Origin of the sequence: Megasphaera jansseni (genome assembly GCF_047974155.1) — a bacterium.
In the GTDB taxonomy this organism is placed as follows: domain Bacteria; phylum Bacillota; class Negativicutes; order Veillonellales; family Megasphaeraceae; genus Megasphaera.
Genome location: NZ_JBHYRR010000017.1, coordinates 46,926 through 66,993, shown reverse-complemented (window position 1 = coordinate 66,993; position 20,068 = coordinate 46,926). Strand labels below are relative to the sequence as shown.

Annotated in this window: 20 protein-coding genes; 19 read left to right on the top strand and 1 reads right to left on the bottom strand. The window is 52.6% G+C overall.

Going from position 1 to position 20,068, the window contains the following annotated elements:
- Positions 1-205: 205 nt before the first annotated feature.
- The 4 genes from ACE418_RS07855 (at position 206) to arsB (ending at position 3,952) form a co-directional block, all read left to right on the top strand.
- On the top strand, positions 206-517 hold the full coding sequence (locus ACE418_RS07855) for an ArsR/SmtB family transcription factor (protein ID WP_416450092.1): 312 nt from the start codon (positions 206-208) through the stop codon (positions 515-517).
- 70 nt (positions 518-587) lie between these two features.
- On the top strand, positions 588-1,076 hold the full coding sequence (gene arsD / locus ACE418_RS07850) for an arsenite efflux transporter metallochaperone ArsD (RefSeq protein ID WP_416450091.1): 489 nt from the start codon (positions 588-590) through the stop codon (positions 1,074-1,076).
- Complete coding sequence (gene arsA, locus ACE418_RS07845; RefSeq protein ID WP_416450090.1) at positions 1,073-2,806, top strand: arsenical pump-driving ATPase; 1,734 nt, start codon at positions 1,073-1,075, stop codon at positions 2,804-2,806. The genes arsD and arsA overlap by 4 nt, the downstream gene beginning before the upstream one ends.
- A gap of 111 nt (positions 2,807-2,917) precedes the next feature.
- The gene (arsB, locus tag ACE418_RS07840) at positions 2,918-3,952 is read left to right on the top strand and encodes an ACR3 family arsenite efflux transporter (protein ID WP_416450089.1); all 1,035 of its coding nucleotides are present in this window, start codon (positions 2,918-2,920) and stop codon (positions 3,950-3,952) included.
- Between the two features lie 427 nt (positions 3,953-4,379).
- Here arsB and ACE418_RS07835 read toward each other — a convergent pair whose 3' ends face one another.
- The gene (locus ACE418_RS07835; RefSeq protein WP_416450088.1) at positions 4,380-5,891 is read right to left on the bottom strand and encodes a dihydrolipoyl dehydrogenase family protein; all 1,512 of its coding nucleotides are present in this window, start codon (positions 5,889-5,891) and stop codon (positions 4,380-4,382) included.
- 353 nt (positions 5,892-6,244) lie between these two features.
- Between ACE418_RS07835 and rpsO the strand changes: the two genes are divergently transcribed.
- The 15 genes from rpsO to ACE418_RS07760 all read left to right on the top strand — a co-directional run bounded on the left by rpsO (position 6,245) and on the right by ACE418_RS07760 (position 20,065).
- Entirely contained in the window at positions 6,245-6,511 is a 267-nt protein-coding gene (rpsO, locus tag ACE418_RS07830; RefSeq protein WP_020310860.1) for a 30S ribosomal protein S15, read from the top strand.
- 139 nt (positions 6,512-6,650) lie between these two features.
- On the top strand, positions 6,651-8,804 hold the full coding sequence (pnp, locus tag ACE418_RS07825; RefSeq protein ID WP_416450087.1) for a polyribonucleotide nucleotidyltransferase: 2,154 nt from the start codon (positions 6,651-6,653) through the stop codon (positions 8,802-8,804).
- A gap of 5 nt (positions 8,805-8,809) precedes the next feature.
- Positions 8,810-9,256, top strand: coding sequence for a dCTP deaminase/dUTPase family protein (locus tag ACE418_RS07820; RefSeq protein ID WP_416450086.1), 447 nt, complete (start codon positions 8,810-8,812; stop codon positions 9,254-9,256).
- 169 nt (positions 9,257-9,425) lie between these two features.
- Positions 9,426-9,986 (top strand): NUDIX hydrolase, encoded by a 561-nt coding sequence (locus ACE418_RS07815; protein WP_416450085.1) that lies wholly within the window; start codon positions 9,426-9,428, stop codon positions 9,984-9,986.
- Positions 9,987-9,998: 12 nt separating this feature from the next.
- A complete protein-coding gene (locus tag ACE418_RS07810; protein ID WP_416450084.1) occupies positions 9,999-11,171 on the top strand; it encodes a phosphopentomutase in 1,173 nt (390 codons plus the stop codon).
- Between the two features lie 4 nt (positions 11,172-11,175).
- Complete coding sequence (locus tag ACE418_RS07805; protein ID WP_416450083.1) at positions 11,176-12,480, top strand: thymidine phosphorylase; 1,305 nt, start codon at positions 11,176-11,178, stop codon at positions 12,478-12,480.
- 15 nt (positions 12,481-12,495) lie between these two features.
- Positions 12,496-13,878 (top strand): 23S rRNA (uracil(1939)-C(5))-methyltransferase RlmD, encoded by a 1,383-nt coding sequence (gene rlmD, locus ACE418_RS07800; RefSeq protein WP_416450082.1) that lies wholly within the window; start codon positions 12,496-12,498, stop codon positions 13,876-13,878.
- Between the two features lie 263 nt (positions 13,879-14,141).
- Positions 14,142-15,047 (top strand): phage replisome organizer N-terminal domain-containing protein, encoded by a 906-nt coding sequence (locus tag ACE418_RS07795; protein WP_416450081.1) that lies wholly within the window; start codon positions 14,142-14,144, stop codon positions 15,045-15,047.
- 25 nt (positions 15,048-15,072) lie between these two features.
- On the top strand, positions 15,073-15,303 hold the full coding sequence (locus ACE418_RS07790) for a hypothetical protein (protein WP_416450080.1): 231 nt from the start codon (positions 15,073-15,075) through the stop codon (positions 15,301-15,303).
- 130 nt (positions 15,304-15,433) lie between these two features.
- The gene (locus tag ACE418_RS07785; RefSeq protein WP_292296835.1) at positions 15,434-15,652 is read left to right on the top strand and encodes a DUF1659 domain-containing protein; all 219 of its coding nucleotides are present in this window, start codon (positions 15,434-15,436) and stop codon (positions 15,650-15,652) included.
- A 43-nt stretch (positions 15,653-15,695) separates the two neighbouring features.
- The gene (locus ACE418_RS07780; RefSeq protein ID WP_416450079.1) at positions 15,696-15,926 is read left to right on the top strand and encodes a DUF2922 domain-containing protein; all 231 of its coding nucleotides are present in this window, start codon (positions 15,696-15,698) and stop codon (positions 15,924-15,926) included.
- 159 nt (positions 15,927-16,085) lie between these two features.
- Positions 16,086-16,433 (top strand): RNA polymerase sigma factor, encoded by a 348-nt coding sequence (locus ACE418_RS07775; RefSeq protein WP_416450078.1) that lies wholly within the window; start codon positions 16,086-16,088, stop codon positions 16,431-16,433.
- A 150-nt stretch (positions 16,434-16,583) separates the two neighbouring features.
- Complete coding sequence (locus ACE418_RS07770) at positions 16,584-18,185, top strand: type I restriction-modification system subunit M (protein ID WP_416450077.1); 1,602 nt, start codon at positions 16,584-16,586, stop codon at positions 18,183-18,185.
- On the top strand, positions 18,178-19,494 hold the full coding sequence (locus ACE418_RS07765; RefSeq protein ID WP_416450076.1) for a restriction endonuclease subunit S: 1,317 nt from the start codon (positions 18,178-18,180) through the stop codon (positions 19,492-19,494). Before ACE418_RS07770 ends, ACE418_RS07765 begins: the two co-directional genes overlap by 8 nt.
- A gap of 37 nt (positions 19,495-19,531) precedes the next feature.
- Positions 19,532-20,065, top strand: coding sequence for a restriction endonuclease subunit S (locus tag ACE418_RS07760; RefSeq protein WP_416450075.1), 534 nt, complete (start codon positions 19,532-19,534; stop codon positions 20,063-20,065).
- Positions 20,066-20,068 lie beyond the last annotated feature (3 nt).

Here is a 20,068-nt window from a genome sequence, read left to right as displayed (position 1 = left end):
CGATTCATTGGCTATTCAACAAGGAAAAAGCCAGAGTCAAACTGGTGTCTTTGTACCCGGATTTAAGCAAATGACCGATTGTTGTATATATGGAAGAGACTATACACTAGCCGCTAGCCACGAGCAGATACATTGACAAACGTCAATGTGTCTGCTATACTCTACCTATAGATTGATAAACTTCAATATGAAAGGAGGCGTCGTGATGGAGGAAAGGGAAGCGGTCCGCGTATTCAAGGCCCTGGGCGATGAAAAGCGTCTGCGCATCTTGTCGCTCCTGCGGCAGGGGGAACGCTGTGCCTGCGTGCTCCTGGAACATCTGAATCTGTCCCAGCCGACGCTGTCACACCACATGAAGATCCTCTGCGATGCCCAGCTGGTCACGGGCCGCAAGGAAGGGAAGTGGGTCTATTATTCCCTCAACCGTACCCAGGCTCAGGTCCTGGAACAGGCCGTCCACGACTTATTCCAGCCCAGCGCAGTGCCGGCAGAGGATGAAGCCTGCCGCTGCCAGTAAGGCAGGCTGTTTTTTCAGCTTATACATTGATAAATGTAAATATATGAATTTTTTTAGGAGGTCTTTTATCATGAAACATATGGAAATCTTTGAACAGGCCATGTGCTGCCCAACCGGTCTCTGCGGTCCTTCTATCGACCCGGAACTCTTGCGTATATCGACGGTCCTGGATACGCTGAAAAAGCACGGCATCGATGTCGGCCGCTATAACCTGACTAGTGCACCGCTGAAATTCGTCCAGACCAAGGCCGTTACGGATTTTCTCCAGCATCACGGTCCCGAAGACCTGCCCCTCATCCTCGTCGACGGCGCCGTCCAGTTTGCCGGCCGCTATCCGACCAATGATGAATTTGCCAGCCTCATCGGCTTCGACCCGGCCATTCTCGCAGAAGCCCAGCCCGCTGGAGACAGCAGCTGCTGCGGTGACAACGCCGAAGAAACGGCGTCCTGCTGCTGTGGCGATGCACCGGCTGAAAGCGAAGCCTCGTCGTGCTGCTGCGGTGACACGCCGGCCGAACCGGAAAGCTCGTCGTGCTGCTGCGGAGGTGACTGTAAATGATCCTCTACGACCCCTTTCACGTCGTCCAGACGAAATACCTCTTCCTGACCGGCAAGGGCGGCGTCGGCAAGACGTCCGTCGCCTGTGCCACCGCCGTCGCCCTGGCTGATGCCGGCCAAAAGGTCCTGCTCATCAGTACCGACCCGGCGTCGAATCTGCAGGACGTCTTTTCCATGGAACTGACCAACAAGAGCACGCCTATTGCGGCCGTTCCCAACCTGGCCGTAGCTAACCTCGACCCGGTCCAGGCCGCGGCCGAATATCGGGACAGCGTCATCGGGCCTTATCGCGGCCTCCTGCCGGAAGCGGCCCTGCGCAACATGGAAGAACAGCTGTCCGGTTCCTGCACCGTGGAAATCGCCGCCTTCAACGAATTCACCAATTTTCTCACCGATGAAACCGTCGCTCGCGAGTACGACCATATCATCTTCGATACGGCGCCGACGGGCCATACCCTGCGCATGCTGCAGCTGCCGTCGGCCTGGAGCCAGTTCATCCAGAAGAGCAAACACGGCGCATCCTGCCTGGGCCAGCTGTCGGGACTGGAATCGCGGAAAGAACTGTATAAACAGGCCGTCCAGACCCTGGCTGACGGGAATCAGACGACGATGCTCCTCGTCGCCCGTCCCGATGCCCTGCCGCTGAAAGAAGCGGCCCGGGCTTCGAAGGAACTGGCCGCCCTGGGCATTGCCAACCAGCAGCTCATCATCAACGGCCTGTTAGCCTCGTGGGATGACGAAGCGACGCAGACCTTATATGAAAAACAGCAGGCTGCCCTGAAGGATATGCCCGAAGCCATCGCGAATCTGCCGCGCTTCCAGATTCCCTTGCGGACGTATAACATCACCGGCCTGGACCACGTCCGGGCCCTGCTTAAAGGCGAAGTGAAGGAAGCGGTGACGGCACTGACGCTGGAACGGGTCCAGCCTTTGCAGGCGGTCATCGATGACTTGGAAGCCCATCAGCGTAAAGTCATCTTCACCATGGGCAAGGGCGGCGTCGGCAAGACGACTGTCGCTGCCGCCATCGCCATGGGGCTGGCCCGCCGCGGTCATCGCGTCCATTTGACGACGACCGACCCGGCAGCCCACTTGCAGTACGTCGTCAGTCAGACCGATAACCTGACCCTGAGCCATATCGACGAAAAACAGGAACTGAAAAAATACCAGGATGAAGTCTTGAATCAGGCCAGAGCCAACGGCCTGGGCCCGTCGGACCTGGCCTACATCGAAGAAGATCTGCGCTCGCCGTGCACCCAGGAAATCGCCGTCTTCCATGCCTTTGCCGATATCGTCGAAGACGCCGATGACCAGATCGTCGTCATCGATACGGCGCCGACAGGCCATACGCTGCTGCTACTGGAATCGACCGAAAGCTACGACCGGGAAATCCGCCGGACTCATGGTTCGACGCCGCTGTCCGTACAGCACTTGCTGCCGCGCCTGAAAGGGGAAGAAACGGAAGTCGTCATCGTCACCCTGCCCGAAGCGACGCCGGTCTATGAAGCCCTGCGCCTGGAAGCGGACCTGAAGCGGACGAAGCTGCGCTCGAAATGGTGGGTCATCAACAAGTCCTTCTATCAGGCCCGGACGACGAGCCCGCTGCTAAAAGCCAAAGCTTCCCACGAAATCGCCTGGATTAACAAAGTCGACGAGCACACCCAGGGCCACACCGCCCTCATCGCCTGGCGCCCCGACGAAGTCCGTGGCGACGTCCTGGGGGAATTGTAGTTTGTAGTTCAGCGTTTGGAGTAAAAGGGCTTGTCCTCGTGCAGCAAGCCCTTTTTCAGATAGTAAACATTTATACATTTCAATCTATCTATTCATAGGAGGCGCGTTATCATGGAACATGAATCACACGCAGGCATCAGCTTTTTTCAGCGCTATCTGACCCTTTGGGTCCTGTTATGTATGGTCGTCGGCGTAGCCATCGGGTATGCCCTTCCGGCTGTGCCAGCTTTTTTAGATACCCTGCAGGTCATGGGGATTTCTATCCCTATTGCTATTTTGATCTGGGTCATGATTTACCCGATGATGATGAAAGTCGACTTTCAGAGCATCAAAGCCGTAGGACGCCAGCCGAAAGGCTTGTTCGTCACTTGGATTGCCAACTGGCTCATCAAACCTTTTACCATGTACGCCATCGCCTGGTTCTTCCTTTTCGTCCTCTTTGATTCCTGGATTCCTGCGGACCTGGCCCGGCAATACCTGGCTGGCGCCGTACTGCTCGGGGCGGCTCCCTGTACGGCCATGGTGTTCGTCTGGAGTACGCTGGTCAAAGGGAATCCGGCCTATACTGTCGTCCAGGTCGCGACGAATGATTTAATCATCCTCATCGCTTTCGTACCTATCGTCAAGTTCCTTTTAGGGGTTTCACAAGTTACGGTGCCTTATAGTGTACTCTTTGTCAGTATCTTCCTGTTCGTCGTCATTCCCCTGGCAGGGGGTATCCTGACCCGGATGACTGTCATCAAACGGAAAGGCCTCGATTATTTTGAACAGCACTTTGTCCACAAATTCGACTCGGCGACGACGTGGGGCCTACTGCTGACGCTGGTCATTATTTTCAGCTCCCAGGCTCAGGTCATCTTGTCGAATCCGCTTCACATCGTTCTCATTGCGATTCCCCTTACCTTGCAGACCTTCTTCATCTTCTTCCTGGCCTACGGAGCCTGCCGGCTGCTGAAACTGCCCTTTGACATTGCGGCACCGGCTGGGTTCATCGGTGCTTCCAACTTCTTTGAATTGGCCGTTGCCGTAGCCATTGCACTCTTTGGCGTCACCAGCCCGGCCGCCCTGGCGACGACGGTCGGCGTCCTGACCGAAGTCCCGATTATGCTGACCCTGGTCCGCATCGCCTTAGCAACTAAAAACTAGCTCCGCTAACCCCTGGAATGGTAGGGGCTTGCTGCAGCAAGCCAGCTCCAGCATATGTGTGCTTTCCCAATCAGCCTGCTGGAGAAATCATCCCAATATCCAACGGGCGCCCCCTCTACTGCGGTCCGTTTCAGCAACCGTCCTGCCATTCCTTACAGTCATGACCTGACGGGCTGAAAAGGCACGTGGTCGCCCCTACAAATAAAACCCCATCCGCTAACCACGAACCACGAGCCACGGAATTCCCACAAGCGGGCCGCCTTTACAGGACGGCCCCTACGAAAGCGGTCCACGGGATTCCCACAAGCGGGCCGCCCTTTGGGACGGCCCCTACGAACCACGAACCACGAACCACTAACCACTAACCACTAGCCACTAGCCACTAGCCACTAAAAAGCGGCTGTCTTCAAAGGACAGCCGCTTTTTCCTATTTCCCTTCATAATAATACCGCGTCCACATGACGACTTCCGACAGGGACGGGTGGGGCGTCATGGTTTCGCTGAAGGTGTAGACTGATTTGGGATTGAGGGTCCGCGTCAACGGTTTGGCCCGCAGGGCCTGCGCTGTCGGCGATGCGATATCTTCGTGGACCGGGTGGATGACGTGAGTGCCGCTCATGAGGTTATTGATGAAAGGCTGGATGAGGATGGACGCTTCGGGGCCGACGATGTGGGCGCCGAGGATGAAATGGGTCTTCTTGTCGATGACCAATTTGACGAAGCCGTCGTCTTCATCGCCCGGTTCATAGCCCATGGCATAACCTTTGGCCGACGCCGAATAATGGTTGATGGCCGTTTCGACGTCATAGCCTTTCTTCAGGGCCTGTTCTTCCGTCAGGCCGACATGGGCCGCTTCGGGATAGGTGTAGGTGACGGCCGGCACCGTATCGTAGTCGGCCCAGCGCCACGTTTCCGGTTCGTTTCCGGAAAAGAGGTTGTGCGCCAGGATTTCCGCTTCATAATTGGCCTTGTGGCGGAAGGGGGCCAGGCCGTTGACGTCGCCCAGGGCCCAGATATTTTCAGCCGTCGTTTCCAGGAATTCATTCGTTTCGATATAGCCGCGCTTGTCCAGGCGGACGTCGGTATTTTCCAGGTGCAGCAGTTCCGTCATGGGACGGATGCCCGGCGCGACCAGGATTTCTTCGGCGGCTACTTGGCCTTCTTCACCGGTCGTGCGGTCGCGGAAAGAGAGGACCTTCAGGCCATCGCGCTGAGTGACCGAAACCGTGTCTTTATTGAGGCGGATGTCCATGCCGTAGCGCTGGAACTGTTTAAGGACGAACGCCGATACGGCCGGGTCTTCCTTGGGCAGGAGGCGGACATTGTGCTGGACTATGGTGACCTTGGTGCCGGCAGCGTCGAAGACGTGGGCGAATTCACAGCCAATGGGGCCGCCGCCGATGATGATCAGGCTCTGGTAGGGCTTTTTCGGGTACGACGGGCCGAAGAACGATTCCGAAGTTACATAGCCGGCTTCTTCCAGGCCCGGCAGGGAAGGGATATTCGTCCGGCCGCCGGTGGCGACGAATATCTTATCGCCCGTCAAGGTGAGGCTGCTGCCGTCGTTCAGAGCGATGGCGACAGTGTGGTTATCGACGAAAGACGCCGTGCCGTTAAAGGTGTCGACATTGGGGAACTGGTCGTAATAGCGCTGGATAGCCGGGCTTTCATCGACCTTTTCCCACAGCCGTTTCGATAAGATATCCCAGTCCAGGCGGACCTTGTCGGCAAAGACGCCGATACGGCTCCCTTCGCGGATTTCGCGGATGCGGTTGGCCGCCGTGACCATGACCTTCGTCGGGATGCAGCCGCGGTTCAGGCAGGTCCCGCCAAAACGGCCGCGTTCAATGACGGCTACCTGCAGCTCCTGGGCCAGGGCCGCATCGGTCACGATGTTGGCAGCCCCCGTACCGATGACAATGACATCATATTTCTTCATAAATAACGCTCCTTTATTTCTAACAATTTGTTAAATACAACCTTTTTAGTATAGTATAAGCGAAAGCGGCCTTTTTGACAAGGTCATAAAAGAGGCTGCCTTTGAAGACAACCTCTTTTTACGTTGATTGTAGGTCGTTAATCGTAGGTCGTATAGGATTAAAAATATCAACTCACGTGCGACAGTCCCTAGCCACGAACCACGAACCACGAACCACGAAAATCCCCTTTACACAACTGGCCGGGTATAGTATAATAGCTATGTCGTACGGGTGCTCGGTGTCTCGATGACTCCGACGATCACTTAGCACTTTGCGAATAGATTTAATTTTTTACACATGGAGGAAAGATACAATGTTAAGCGTAGAAGAAAAGAAAGCAATCGTAGCTAAATTTGGTGCCAATGAAAACGATACGGGTTCTCCGGAAGTACAGATTGCGCTCCTTACGAGCCGCATCATCTATTTGACGGAACATCTCCGCAGCCACAAAAAGGACCATGCATCCCGCCGCGGCCTGTTGAAACTCGTCGGCCAGCGCCGTAACTTGCTCGGTTACTTGCAGAAACACGATCTCAATCGTTATCGTGCAATTCTCGAAAAATTGAACTTGCGTAAATAATCTCGCATACTGTGAGGCTGATGCTGATGTGACTGCATCAGCCTCTTTTTTCAGGACACAGGGTGGTAGGTTGTAGCCTGGGTATATCGCCGATGTTCCCGGACTAGTGCCTATCACCTGTGAATTCAAGGAGGTAACAATGGAAGAACAGAAATTCCAAATGGATTTCGCCGGCCGCCCGCTGGTGATTGAAGTCGGTAAACTGGCTAAACAGGCCAGCGGTGCCGCATTGGTCCGTTATGGCGACACAGCCGTTTTCGTCACGGCTACGGGCTCGAAGGAAGCGCGTGAAGACGCTGACTTTTTCCCGCTCACCGTCGACTATGAAGAAAAGATGTACTCCGTCGGCAAGATTCCCGGCGGCTTCATCAAACGCGAAGGCAAACCGCCTGAATCGGCTACGCTTTTTGCCCGCCTCATCGACCGTCCGATCCGTCCGCTCTTCCCGAAGACATACCGTCATGACGTCCACGTCGTGGCTTATGATTTCTGCGTAGACCATGACAACGCCCCGGAAATCGCCGCTATGATCGGCGCTTCTGTATCCCTGTGCATGTCCCACATTCCTTTCGCAGGCCCGATTGCCGGTGTCCGCGTCGGCCGCGTCGATGGTCAGTTCATCATCAACCCGACCGTCGCCCAGAGCGAACAGAGTGATATGGATATCGTCGTCGCCGGTACGAGAGACGCCATCCTCATGGTTGAAGGCGGCGCTCATGAAGTTCCGGAAGAACAGGTCCTCGATGCCATCATGTTCGCCCATGAAGAAATCAAGAAGGTCGTTGAATTCCAGCTCGGTTTCCTCGATAAGATTTCCGTACCGAAACAGGAATTCGTCGAAAAAGAACCGCCGGCAGATATCGTCGAAGCTGTCCACACGTATGGCGAAGAAGCCATGAAGAAGGCTATCTTCACGGCCGATAAAGTTGAACGCGAAGAAAAAATGGACGCTGTCGAAGCCGATATTTATGAACACTTCGCCGACATCTATCCGGAAAATGCCGATGATGTCGCTGAAGTTACGCAGAAAATGATCAAGGAAATCGTCCGCCACATGATTGCCGTCGACAAAATCCGTCCGGACGGCCGCCGCGTCGACGAAGTCCGCCCGGTCAGCTGCGAAGTTGGCCTCTTTGCCCGCACGCACGGCACCGGCCTCTTCACCCGCGGCCAGACGCAGATCATGAGCTTCTGCACCCTGGCTCCGCTGTCGGAATGCCAGCACATCGATGGCGTTGGTCTGGAAACGGACCGCCGCTACATGCACCATTACAATTTCCCGTCCTTCTGCGTCGGCGAAACGAAATCGTCCCGCGGTCCCGGCCGTCGTGAAATCGGTCACGGCAAACTGGCAGAACGCGCATTGACTCAGGTTATGCCGAGCGAAGAAGAATTCCCGTATGCCATCCGCGTCGTATCGGAAGTCCTCGAATCGAACGGTTCCAGCTCCATGGGCAGTGTCTGCGGCAGCACCCTGGCCCTCATGGATGCCGGCGTGCCCATTAAGGCGCCCGTTGCCGGTGTCGCTATGGGTCTGGTCACCAAAGGCGACGACTTCACAATCCTGACCGATATCCAGGGCATGGAAGACGCTTTGGGCGACATGGACTTCAAAGTGGCCGGTACCATGAAAGGTGTCACGGCTATCCAGATGGATATTAAAATCAAAGGCCTCAGCCGTGAAATCCTGGCTCAGGCTTTGAAACAGGCTCATGAAGGCCGTATGCATATCATGAGCAAGATGATGCAGGTCATCAGTGAACCGCGAAAGGAGCTCTCTCCGTACGCACCGCGCATCATTTCCATGCACATCAAACCCGATAAGATCCGCGACGTCATCGGGCCGGGCGGCAAGATGATCAAGCAGATCACCGAAGAAACAGGCGCTAAAATCGATATCGACGATTCGGGCCTGGTATACATCGCGGCTGTCGACGGCGAAAGCGGCCAGAAAGCCAAAGAATGGATTGAAAAACTGACTGAAGACGTCGAAGTCGGCAAGACCTATGTCGGCAAAGTTACGCGTATCATGAACTTCGGGGCTTTCGTCGAAGTCCTGCCGGGCAAAGAAGGCCTGGTCCATATTTCCCAGCTGGCTAAGGAACGAGTTGAAAAAGTCGAAGACGTCGTCCACGTTGGCGATGAAATCATGGTCAAATGCGTCGAAATCGACAGCCAGGGCCGTGTCAACTTGTCCCGCAAAGCCCTGTTGGGCGGCGGCGACGAAGGTCCGTCCCATCGCAGCCGGGGTCCCCGCGGCGGTCATAACAACCACGACCGCCAGAAACGGTAGGGATTATGGCAGGCAGAGGATTTGAAATCGTCACGGCTTATGAAGGCTGCGGCATCCACCTTCCCGTCCGCAAGACGGCCAAGAGTGCCGGCTATGACCTGGAAGCTGCAGAAACGACGGTCCTGGCGCCGCATGCTGTCACCGTCGTTCCGACAGGCTTGAAAGCCTTTATGGAAGAAGATGAATACCTTTCCATTTTCATCCGCTCCAGCCTGGCTTTCAAAAAGGGCCTTATGCTGGCCAACAGCACGGGCATCGTCGACAGCGACTACTATAACAATGCCGACAATGAAGGGCATATCATGATTGCCTATTATAATACGAATGATCAGGCCTATACCCTGGAAAAGGGAGAACGCATCGGTCAGGGAATCTTCATGAAGTACCTGACTGTCAACGACGACGCTGCCAGCGGTATCCGCACTGGCGGCATCGGCAGCACGGGAAAGTAAAAAAGTGAAAATGAGATAATATACCTATCTGGAGGGTTTTGCCTCCCCTGATAGGGGAGGTGGCCCAACGGGCCGGAAGGGTTGCACTGAAAAAACAACCTCTCAGCCAGCCTGCGGCTGCCAGCTCCCCTATTAGGGGAGCCTTTTTTTCGAAAGGATGATGAATCAAGTGAGTATTAGCAAGGAAACACTGGTTTCTCGTAAGGAAATAATGAAGGGACGGGTCCTGCACGTTACGGTCGATACCGTTTCGATTGATGACGGGCAGGGCGGTGAAAAGAAGAAGGCAACGCGCGAAGCCGTCTGGCATTTCGGGGCCTGCGCTATCCTGCCGCTGACGAATGACGGCAAGATTATCCTCGTCCGCCAGTACCGCTATGCCGCTGCCCAGGCCATGTTGGAAGTACCGGCCGGAAAAATCGAACACGACGGCGAATCGCCCGATTACTGCGCAGCCCGGGAACTGGAAGAAGAAGCCGGCGTCACGGCTTCGGAAATCCTGCCCTTGGGCTATACCTATACGTCGCCGGGATTCTGCAGTGAACGGATTTACCTCTACCTGGCACGGGGTCTCCAGAAAGGGAAACAGCACCTCGATGATGACGAATTCATGAACATCGAATACTATACGCCCAAGGAAATGGAAGACCTCATCGATAAGAACGAAATTACCGATGCCAAGACCATCGCAGCCTTTGAAAAAGCCCGCAAGTATTTACCGGGATTATAAGGAGGGATTCTTATGAAATTCAATCGTATCATCGTTATCGTGACGGACAGCGTCGGCGCCGGCGATGCTCCGGATGCCGAAAAGTTTGGCGACAAAGGGGCCGATACGTATGGCCATATCGACGCCAACGTGCCTTTGAAGGTGCCCAACCTGCGCCGCCTGGGCCTGGGCCGCGTCGCCCATATCCATGCGGAACCGGCGGACGTCGTCGGTTCGTACGGCCTCATGCAGGAAATCTCGGCCGGTAAGGATACGACCAGCGGCCATTGGGAATTTATGGGTAATCCCGTAGAAAATCCTTTCCCGACCTTCCCTAATGCCTTCCCGCCGGACCTCTTGAAGACCTTTACGGAAAAGACGGGCTACGGCTATATCGGCAATGAAATCGCCTCGGGCACGGAAATCATCGAACGACTGGGGCCGGACCATTTCCGCACCGGCCTGCCTATCGTCTACACGTCGGCAGACAGTGTCTTCCAGATTGCCGCCCATAACGATGTCATTCCCTTGGAAGAATTGTATCGTATCTGCGACATTACACGCCGCGAAGTCTGCGTCGGCCCCTATGAAGTAGGCCGCATCATTGCCCGCCCGTTTATCGGGACCCAGGGACACTTCGTCCGCACTGGAGACCGCCGCGACTACAGCCGTATGCCTAAGCGGAAGATGGTCTTTTCCTATTTGTCCGAAGCAGGCTATGCTGTCGTCGGTGTCGGCAAAATCGGCGATATCTACGCCCATATCGGCCTGACCGAATCGTATCATACGGCCAACAACCACGAAGACATGGAAACCCTGCGGGCCCAGCTGGCAGCCCATCGCAAGGATAAGGGCCTGCTCATGGCCAACTTCGTCGACTTCGACAGCATGTACGGCCACCGCCGCAACGTCAAAGGCTATGCCGATTGCCTGGAAGCTTTCGACCAGGAATTGGGCCAGCTTTTGACGGAAATCCAGGATGACGAACTGCTGGTCATCACGTCGGACCACGGCAACGACCCGACCTGGCACGGCACGGACCACACGCGCGAACGGGTGCCGCTCCTGCTCTACAGCCCGGCCTTGAACACTTCGGTGGACCTGGGCATCCGCCAGACCTATGCTGACCTGGGAAAGACCATCATGGATAATTTCGGCCTGACCGGTCTTGAATTCGGCACCAGCTTTTTATCGGAACTGAGGTGATCCTATGTGGCCTATCGACTGCATCGAACATAAACGGGACGGCAAAGTCCTGACGAAAGCGGAAATCACACGCTTCATCGAGGACTATACGGCCGGGCGTATCGCTGACTACCAGGCAGCGGCCTGGCTCATGGCCGTCTATTTCCAGGGCATGACTTATGAAGAAACGAAAGAACTGACGCTGGCCATGGCACATTCCGGCGATATGGTCGATTTGTCCTCCATACCGGGCATCAAAGTCGACAAGCACAGTACCGGCGGCATTGCCGACACGACGACGCTCATCGTCGCCCCCTTAGTCGCTGCGGCCGGGGTCCCCGTCGCCAAGATGAGCGGCCGCGGCCTGGGATTCACCGGCGGCACCGCCGATAAATTGGAATCCATCCCCGGCTTTCACGTCGTCCTGCCGGAACAGCAGTTTTTGGAACAAGTGCGCCGTATCGGCTTGTCCCTCATCACCCAGTCCGGTGAAATCGCCCCGGCCGATAAACTGCTCTACGCCCTGCGCGATGCCACGGCGACAGTAGAAAGCATCCCCCTCATTGCCAGCTCGATTATGAGCAAGAAAATCGCCTCCGGCGCCGATGCCATCGTCCTCGATGTCAAGTATGGCGACGGCGCCTTCATGAAGACCAAAGAGAGAGCCCGGGAACTGGCCAAGACGATGGTCGGTATCGGCAATCTGGCCGGCCGTCCGACGCGGGCCGTCGTCACGTCCATGGAAGCGCCGCTGGGGACGGCAATCGGCAACTGCCTGGAAGTCGATGAAGCGGTGGAAGCTTTATCGGGCAAAGGCGGACGGCGGCTCATGGAAGTCGTCGAAGCCATCGGCGCCCAGATGCTCATCGTCGGCGGCAAAGCCCAGGACGAAGGGCAGGGGAGAGCCATGATCCGCGACCTCGTCGCTTCTGGCAAGGGCCTGGCCAAGTTCCGGGAATTCGTCAAAGCCCAGGGCGGCAGTACCTCGTGGATTGGCAAGCGGCCTCTCACCAAGGCAGCGCAGGTCTTTACGGCGGTCTGCACCGATGAAGGCTATATTACCCGCATCGATGGCCGGGCCCTTGGCGAAATCGCCATGGCTATGGGAGCCGGCCGGGCCCGCAAGGAAGATGCCATCGACCCCATGGTCGGCATCCGCCTGTTCAAAGAGCTCTATGACCCGGTCCGTCCCGGCGAAGCCCTGTTTACCTTATACGGCAAAAAAGAGGCCGATATGATGGCCCTGGCCCAGCAGGTCGCCGACCACATCATCGTCACGCCAGAACAGGCTCCCGTCCAGGAACCGGTCATCAGTGAAATCATCGTCTAAATAGAAAGGAACCTCATGAAAGAAACACGGCAAATCCCCGTCCAGAAGGGGAAAACCTATGATATATCCATCGTCCGCCTGGGCACCAGCGGCGAAGGCGTCGGGCGCTATGAAGGCTTTACGGTCTTCGTGCCCTTCGCCCTGCCCGGCGAACAGGTCCGGGCCCGGATTACCCTGGTCAAAAAGAACTATGCTGCGGCAGCCCTGGTCGAAGTCTTGAAGCCTTCACCGGACCGGATTCAGCCCCAGTGTCCCGTCTATGACCGCTGCGGCGGCTGTCAGCTCCAGCACCTGAGCTATGAAGGCGAATTGAAGGAAAAACGCCAGCAGGTCCGGGATGCGCTGGAACGCATCGGCCATCTGCAGGGAATCGATGTTCTGCCGACGCTGGGAGCCAAGACCCCTTGGCATTACCGCAATAAGATGCAGTTCCCCGTAGCGGCTGCGGGGAAAGGGAAAGTGGCCATCGGCTGTTTTGCCGCTGCCACGCATGAAGTCATCAACGTGACGGACTGTGCCATCCAAAAAGAAGGGAACAACGCCATCGTTGCCGTCGTCCGCCAGTGGATGAAGGACTTCAAGATTCCCGCCTATGACGAAGACGCCCGGACGGGCATTGTCCGCCACATCATGGGCCGCGTCGGCGTCCATACGGGTGAAATCATGGTCTGTCTGGTCACGGCCTGCGACATGGTGCCGCATATGAAAGATTTGGTCCAGCGCCTGCGCCGCGACATCCCCGGCCTGACCAGCGTCGTCCAGAACGTCAATAAGCGCCATACCAACGTCATCTTAGGACCCAAGACCAAGACCGTTTACGGCAAGGGGACCATTCACGATTCCATCGGCCCCTTGACCTTCCACATTTCGGCCCAGTCCTTCTTCCAGGTCAACAGCGAACAGGCCCAGCGCCTCTATGAAACGGCCCTCGATTTTGCCGACCTCAAAGGCGGCGAAACCGTCGCCGACGTCTACTGCGGCACCGGGACGATTACCTTGTTCCTGGCCCAGAAAGCCAAGCAGGTCTATGGCATCGAAATCGTCGCCCCGGCCATCCGCGACGCCGTCCGCAATGCCAAGGACAACCACGTCAGCAATGCCCAGTTCATCTTAGGCGATGCCATCTATAAACTGCCGGAACTCATCCGGGATGGCGTCCGTCCTGACGTCATCGTCCTCGACCCGCCCCGGGCCGGCTGCGGCGAACCGGTCCTCAAAGCCATCGCCCAGAGCAAACCGAAACGCGTCGTCTACGTCTCCTGTAACCCGGCCACCCTGGCCCGCGACCTGGCCTACCTCGACCAGCACGGCTACCACACCACCAAAGTACAGCCCGTAGACATGTTCCCGCGTACCCATCACGTCGAGAACGTAGCCTTGTTGTCGCGGACGCATTAATGGTTGGTCTAAAAATTTAAAGTCATCACTAAAAACTACAAACTGAAAACTTAACACTCAAAAAAGGGCTTGTCGTCATGCGACAAGCCTTTTTTTTGCTGCTTCCCGTACTTCTGTAACGCGTTACCTATAAAGAAAAGAGAAGAGGAGAAAAGGAAAGAAGAGGAGACTAAAAAATATAGAGAGAATGTCCGCAGCGGGTGGATTTTTTCTCTTATATAGATAGAAGGCCGGAAGAGCCAAACGGAAATGAGGTGTGTGCAATGAAGAAGCTGCAATGGCTGAAAACCAGGACAGGACTGTTTTCGGATCCTCGTATTTTATATCTGATGAATCAGGCGAACGGCGATTCGTATATCGTGTTATGGTTTTTCCTGAAGGACATGGCCGGAACGGTTAACGACAACGGCTTTGTCTACGTATCGGGCCGGGAAGCCACGACGACACAGCTCATTGCCAAGTGCCTGCACCGACGCCGGCCTTTTATTGAAAAAGGGCTGGCCCTGTTGGAAAAAGTGGAACTTATCGAACGAGATGCAAGCGGACTCATCCACATTGCTATTTGGGATGAGCTGCAGGACTTCCAACGTGATGAAAAAAAACGGGAACAGACGCGCGAACGGGTACAGCGCTACCGCGAGAGGCAGCGCCAATCTCAGTCGGAAGATAAATCAATGGATGCGGCGCCTGTCGTGACGGAAACGGCAGCCTCTGATGAGATGCCCGTGACGGCAGAAGAAGCGCCGGCCTATGACGGCGAGCCCGTGACGACGCCGAAAGTCATGCGGGACTACGCGTCGGTCCAGAAATATCAAAAACTATTTGGTCCCATGCAGGGCGAGTTCGCCCAACAGCTCATTGATTTAGAGAAATTGTGGGGCAGTGAAGCGACTTGCATTGCCATCGAACTGGCTCATGAAAACGGGGTCAACAATATCAAGTACATCCAGGCCATCTTGAAGAACAGCAACGGCCGTCCTATGAAGAAGGAGGACGCTTATGCACGTAACCAGAGAGAATATTACGAGCACCTTGATGCGGTGTTACATGAAGCCCGGAGAGAGAAGCTGCAACGATTACAAGCTGAAGATGCTCGAAGAAATGCTGCCCGAAACGATGACGGCACCGCAAGCGGAATCTCTTTTGCATCGCTTGCTAAAACGATGTAAGTTCGAGCCGTCCATTGCCGAAGTCATGGAAGAATGGTATGCCATCGTCCGCGAGAACTGCCGTCCTCAGGCCTTTCAGGCCGGACCGGCACAGACTGTGCCCCAGCGCCATATCAATCGGCTGAAAGATACGAGGGGCCGTCCTTTAACCTCTCAGACCGCCTTTGGCGGCCAGCTCCCCTATAAAGGGAGCCTTGTGCGGCCCGCAGCGAGATTCCATCACAGCCCGTTCTGGTATAATGATGGTTTTTTATGAGTAACGAACCACGAACTACGAGCCACGGCTTTTTCCGAAGTGGCCTGCGACCTGCGACCTGCGACCGGCGGGGCCTTGCCCCTATGAGCCACGAAGGCTCTTCACATACAAAAAGAAAGGAGGAATGAACATGGCAGCAGAACGTAAAGCCGTTTCCAGCAAACTGAAGCTGGTCATCAGCTACAACGACGAAAATGACAATCTGTGCGAAAAGTCCGTACAGATGCGCAACCTCGTCACCGGTGTCGAACCGGCGAACGTCGTCACCGCCGTCAACGCTATCGGCACGCTTTATGAAGACCCCATCACGGGCATCCATGAAGTTGTGGAAAACGAAATCACGGCGTAGGAGAGGTTAACTTCTCACAATACCAAAGAAAGGAGGAACTACTATGGCCATCAAATCGGAAACGAAAACGTTACAGCTTACATTTATGGACGGCGCCAGTAAAACTGTCAGCTACTCTATTTCCAATCCGAAATCTGACCTGACGAAAGAAACCGTCGATACGGCTGCACAGACCATCGTCGACAGCAAAATCTTTGCGACGACCGAAGGCGGCAACCTGACCGGTCTCAAGTCGAGCCAGATCGTAACCCGTAAAGTCGAAACGCTCGAATAAGCGTAACCGAATAGAGATGCCTTGGGCCGCCTATCGGCCCAGGGTATTTTCTCGTTTTTTCAAAGATTAAAATTTGCTAAGATGAATACAGAAAAGAGGTCTTAATTTGATTTTAAGGTAAGAAGGAGAGGATTACGTGACAATATACAGCGCAAAATCTTGGCAGCTGTACACAACGCTTTTGAATATGAAAGCTATCGGAAACAATGTTATTGGAAACGCGTACAGAAAAACATCATCGAATCGGATATCGTCACCGATTTTCCCTATAATTGGGCTGCGCCGGAAGAAGCAACACCGGAACACTGTCTGCTAAAAAGAGAGAAAAAAGAGCAGGTGTGGAAAGCCCTCAACAAACAGAACGAAACGCAGCGGACGCTCATCGTCGCGCATTACATACATAATCAGACTTACGATTACATTTCGAAAAAATATGGCATCGAAAAAAGCAAAGTCCGCCTCATCATCAAGCGGGGACTGAATGTATTGCGATGTTTGCTGGAATAGAGAAAAAGTGCTGCCGCACAGAGCTTAGGCTTTGTGCGGCAGTACTTTTTTGCTATTGTATTATCCAGAGGCTCTAACATTTATTCGATGTATTCTTCGTTTTATGGTATGATAAAGAGGAATATATATAACGCAAATGAAGATAAATAAATGAAAGTGGAGGCACTACGAATGGGAATAGATAATAAGAAGGAAAAGGAACGTGAGGAATTACATCGCGCTATATGGGCGATAGCTGATGACCTCCGGGGCGCTGTAGACGGATGGGATTTCAAAAATTACGTATTGGGAGCTATGTTTTATCGCTATATCTCAGAAAATCTGACGAACTATATTAATCAAGGGGAACGAGAAGCGGGAGATAGCGATTTTGATTACGCTTCCATGTCCGATGAAGCGGCAGAAGAAGCACGGGAAGGGCTCGTACAGGAGAAGGGCTTCTTTATTTTGCCGAGCGAGCTTTTTGCCAATGTTACGGCCAGAGCTGAAAATGACGAAAATCTGAACGAAACACTGGAACAGGTCTTCCGTCATATCGAGGAATCGGCTAAGGGCAGTGATGCCGAAAGTGATTTTGAAGGCCTTTTCGATGACTTTGATGTCAATAGCAATAAGCTGGGGGCTACGGTTGCCAAGCGCAATGAAAGACTGAGTAAGTTATTAACCGGGATATCTTTGATGAAGCTGGGCAGTGTACAAGACCATGATATTGATGCCTTTGGCGATGCTTATGAATATTTGATGAGTATGTATGCTTCTAATGCGGGGAAATCAGGCGGCGAGTTCTTTACGCCAGCGGACGTTTCAGTCTTACTTACGCGGCTAGGAACTGTAGGTAAGACAAAGGTCAATAAGGTGTATGACCCGGCGTGTGGAAGCGGAAGCCTGCTTTTAAAAGCGGTCCAGATTCTGGGAAAAGACGGTGTAGTGAATGGCTTTTTTGGCCAGGAAATTAACATCACAACGTACAACCTTTGTCGTATCAATATGTTCCTTCACGATATCGGCTTTGATAAATTCGATATTGCCTGTGAAGATACGCTGATTAATCCGCAACACTGGGACGATGAACCGTTTGAACTGATTGTATCCAATCCGCCTTATTCCATAAAGTGGGCAGGGGACAATAATCCCTTGCTCATCAATGATCCCCGTTTTTCGCCGGCCGGCGTGCTGGCTCCGAAAAGCAAGGCGGATATGGCCTTTATCATGCACTCCCTGTCCTGGCTGGCACCGAATGGTACGGCAGCTATCGTCTGCTTTCCTGGTATCATGTATCGCGGTGGGGCTGAACAGAAAATCCGGAAATATCTCGTCGACAATAACTTCGTAGATTGTATTATTCAGCTGCCAAGTAATTTATTCTATGGTACGTCCATTGCAACTTGTATCATGGTCATGAAGAAAGGAAAAAATGATAACAAAATCCTTTTCATTGATGCGACCAATGAATGTATTAAGGTTACGAATAACAATAAATTGACGGCAGAAAACATAGACCACATTGTAAATACTTTTACCAAGCGTGACGATGAGCCGTATTTCAGCCGCCTCGTTTCCTACGATGAGGTCAAAGACGAAAATTACAATCTTTCTGTCAGTACCTATGTTGAACAGGAAGATAAACGGGAAAAGATAGATATTGTCAAGCTCAATGCGGAAATCAAGGATATTGTGGCCCGTGAACAAGTACTTCGCGATGAAATCGACAAGATCATAGCAGAAATCGAAGGGGGCAAAGTGGATGAGTAGATTAGAAGAATTGATTCAGGAACTCTGCCCGGATGGCGTGGAATATAAGAAGTTAGGTGATGTAGCTGAGATTTCACGAGGCGGGAATTTTCAGAAAAAGGATTTTAGGGAGAAAGGATTTCCTTGTATCCATTATGGACAGATTTATACGAAATTGGGATTGTTTGTGTATGCTCCTTTGACTTATATTGACAATGAAAAAACGGAAAATCAAAAGAAAGCCAAGCATGGTGATATCATCATGGCCGTTACTAGTGAAAATGTTGAAGATGTATGTAAATGTGTAGCATGGCTTGGCGAAGATGAAATTGCTGTTAGTGGACATACAGCTATTATCCATAGTATGCTGAATCCTAAATATTTGACTTATTATTTGCAATCTAGCCATTTTTATACACAAAAATTAAAACTGGCTCATGGTACAAAGGTTATTGAAGTAACTCCTAGCCGGTTAAATAATGTTGTAGTTCCTGTACCTCCTCTGGAGGTACAACGTGAAATAGTCCGTATTTTGGACAATTTCACAGAACTTACAGCAGAACTTACAGCAGAACTTACAGCAGAACTTACAGATCGGAAGAAGCAGTATGAATACTATAGGGAAAACATTTTTGATAACATTAGTCGCCATGATGTCAAAATTGAAACTTTGGCCGAATTAGGCACCTGGTCTGGTGGTAAAACACCGTCAATGGCAGAAAGCAAATATTGGAACGATGGAAAGATTCCGTGGATTTCCTCTAAAGATATGAAAGTGTCTACTCTTATAGATACACAAAACCATATCACGGAAAAAGCTGTAGTAGAAGCGTCCATGAAAGTATTCCCCAAAAACAGTATTGCTATCGTTACTCGTTCTGGTATATTAAAACATACTTTCCCTGTCGCTTTTGTTCCGTTTGAAACTACAGTTAATCAGGATATTAAAGTTCTTGTACCTAAAGAAGACGTCATTCCTCGATATGCTTTTCATGTAATACAGGGAAAAGGAAAAGATATCCTTGTAAAGACAAAAAAACAAGGTGGTACGGTGGATTCTTTAGATTTTCAAAAAGTATTGCAGTACAAGATTCCCTTACCTAATATTGAAGTTCAAAAACGGTTGGTTAAAGTATTGGATAACTTTGAAGCCATTTGTACTGACTTAAATATCGGTTTGCCCGCTGAAATCGAGGCACGTCAAAAGCAGTATGAATTTTATCGCGACCAGCTCTTGACATTTGCTGAGTCTGGCAACAGTATCTTGACAGACAGACAGACAGACAGACAGACAGACAGACAGACAGACAGACAGACAGACTCTGATTAAGCTGTTCCAATATGTATTTGGATATGCGTATGTTAGATTGGAAGACATATCTGAAAACTGTGATAATTTGCGAAAACCTGTCACAAAAGAAAATCGTTCTTCTGGAAAATATCCTTATTATGGAGCATCCGGAATAGTCGATTATGTATCTGATTATTTATTTGATGGAGATTATTTACTTGTATCAGAAGATGGAGCCAACTTGGTATCAAGGGTAACACCAATCGCATTTTCTATAGCGGGGAAAAATTGGGTTAATAATCATGCACATGTGCTGAAGTTTAGTAATCATGATGAGCAGAAATATGTTGAGATGTTTTTGAACGGAATAAATCTTAGACCTTATATCACGGGTGCAGCTCAACCCAAACTTAATCAAAAAAATCTGAGTTGCATCAAGATTCCCATGCCAGGAGAAAAGGAAATTCACAAGATTGTAGGTATTCTTAATTGTTTTGAAAAAATTTGCAATGACTTGTCTACCGATCTTCCCGCCGAAATCGAAGCCCGGCAGAAACAGTATGAATATTACAGGGACAAGCTCCTCACCTTTAAAGAGAAGCAATCATAATGG

What these genes read in the sequence shown, in the direction of transcription:
- rlmD (WP_416450082.1), top strand. Translation starts at nt 12,496, where the DNA reads ATGAAAGAAACACGGCAAATCCCCGTCCAGAAGGGGAAAACCTATGAT.
- ACE418_RS07810 (WP_416450084.1), top strand. Translation starts at nt 9,999, where the DNA reads ATGAAATTCAATCGTATCATCGTTATCGTGACGGACAGCGTCGGCGCC.
- ACE418_RS07785 (WP_292296835.1), top strand. Translation starts at nt 15,434, where the DNA reads ATGGCAGCAGAACGTAAAGCCGTTTCCAGCAAACTGAAGCTGGTCATC.
- ACE418_RS07770 (WP_416450077.1), top strand. Translation starts at nt 16,584, where the DNA reads ATGAAAGTGGAGGCACTACGAATGGGAATAGATAATAAGAAGGAAAAG.
- ACE418_RS07780 (WP_416450079.1), top strand. Translation starts at nt 15,696, where the DNA reads ATGGCCATCAAATCGGAAACGAAAACGTTACAGCTTACATTTATGGAC.
- arsA (WP_416450090.1), top strand. Translation starts at nt 1,073, where the DNA reads ATGATCCTCTACGACCCCTTTCACGTCGTCCAGACGAAATACCTCTTC.
- ACE418_RS07805 (WP_416450083.1), top strand. Translation starts at nt 11,176, where the DNA reads ATGTGGCCTATCGACTGCATCGAACATAAACGGGACGGCAAAGTCCTG.
- ACE418_RS07790 (WP_416450080.1), top strand. Translation starts at nt 15,073, where the DNA reads ATGGAAGAATGGTATGCCATCGTCCGCGAGAACTGCCGTCCTCAGGCC.
- arsB (WP_416450089.1), top strand. Translation starts at nt 2,918, where the DNA reads ATGGAACATGAATCACACGCAGGCATCAGCTTTTTTCAGCGCTATCTG.
- ACE418_RS07820 (WP_416450086.1), top strand. Translation starts at nt 8,810, where the DNA reads ATGGCAGGCAGAGGATTTGAAATCGTCACGGCTTATGAAGGCTGCGGC.
- ACE418_RS07835 (WP_416450088.1), bottom strand. Translation starts at nt 5,891, where the DNA reads ATGAAGAAATATGATGTCATTGTCATCGGTACGGGGGCTGCCAACATC.
- rpsO (WP_020310860.1), top strand. Translation starts at nt 6,245, where the DNA reads ATGTTAAGCGTAGAAGAAAAGAAAGCAATCGTAGCTAAATTTGGTGCC.
- ACE418_RS07765 (WP_416450076.1), top strand. Translation starts at nt 18,178, where the DNA reads ATGAGTAGATTAGAAGAATTGATTCAGGAACTCTGCCCGGATGGCGTG.
- pnp (WP_416450087.1), top strand. Translation starts at nt 6,651, where the DNA reads ATGGAAGAACAGAAATTCCAAATGGATTTCGCCGGCCGCCCGCTGGTG.
- arsD (WP_416450091.1), top strand. Translation starts at nt 588, where the DNA reads ATGAAACATATGGAAATCTTTGAACAGGCCATGTGCTGCCCAACCGGT.
- ACE418_RS07795 (WP_416450081.1), top strand. Translation starts at nt 14,142, where the DNA reads ATGAAGAAGCTGCAATGGCTGAAAACCAGGACAGGACTGTTTTCGGAT.
- ACE418_RS07855 (WP_416450092.1), top strand. Translation starts at nt 206, where the DNA reads ATGGAGGAAAGGGAAGCGGTCCGCGTATTCAAGGCCCTGGGCGATGAA.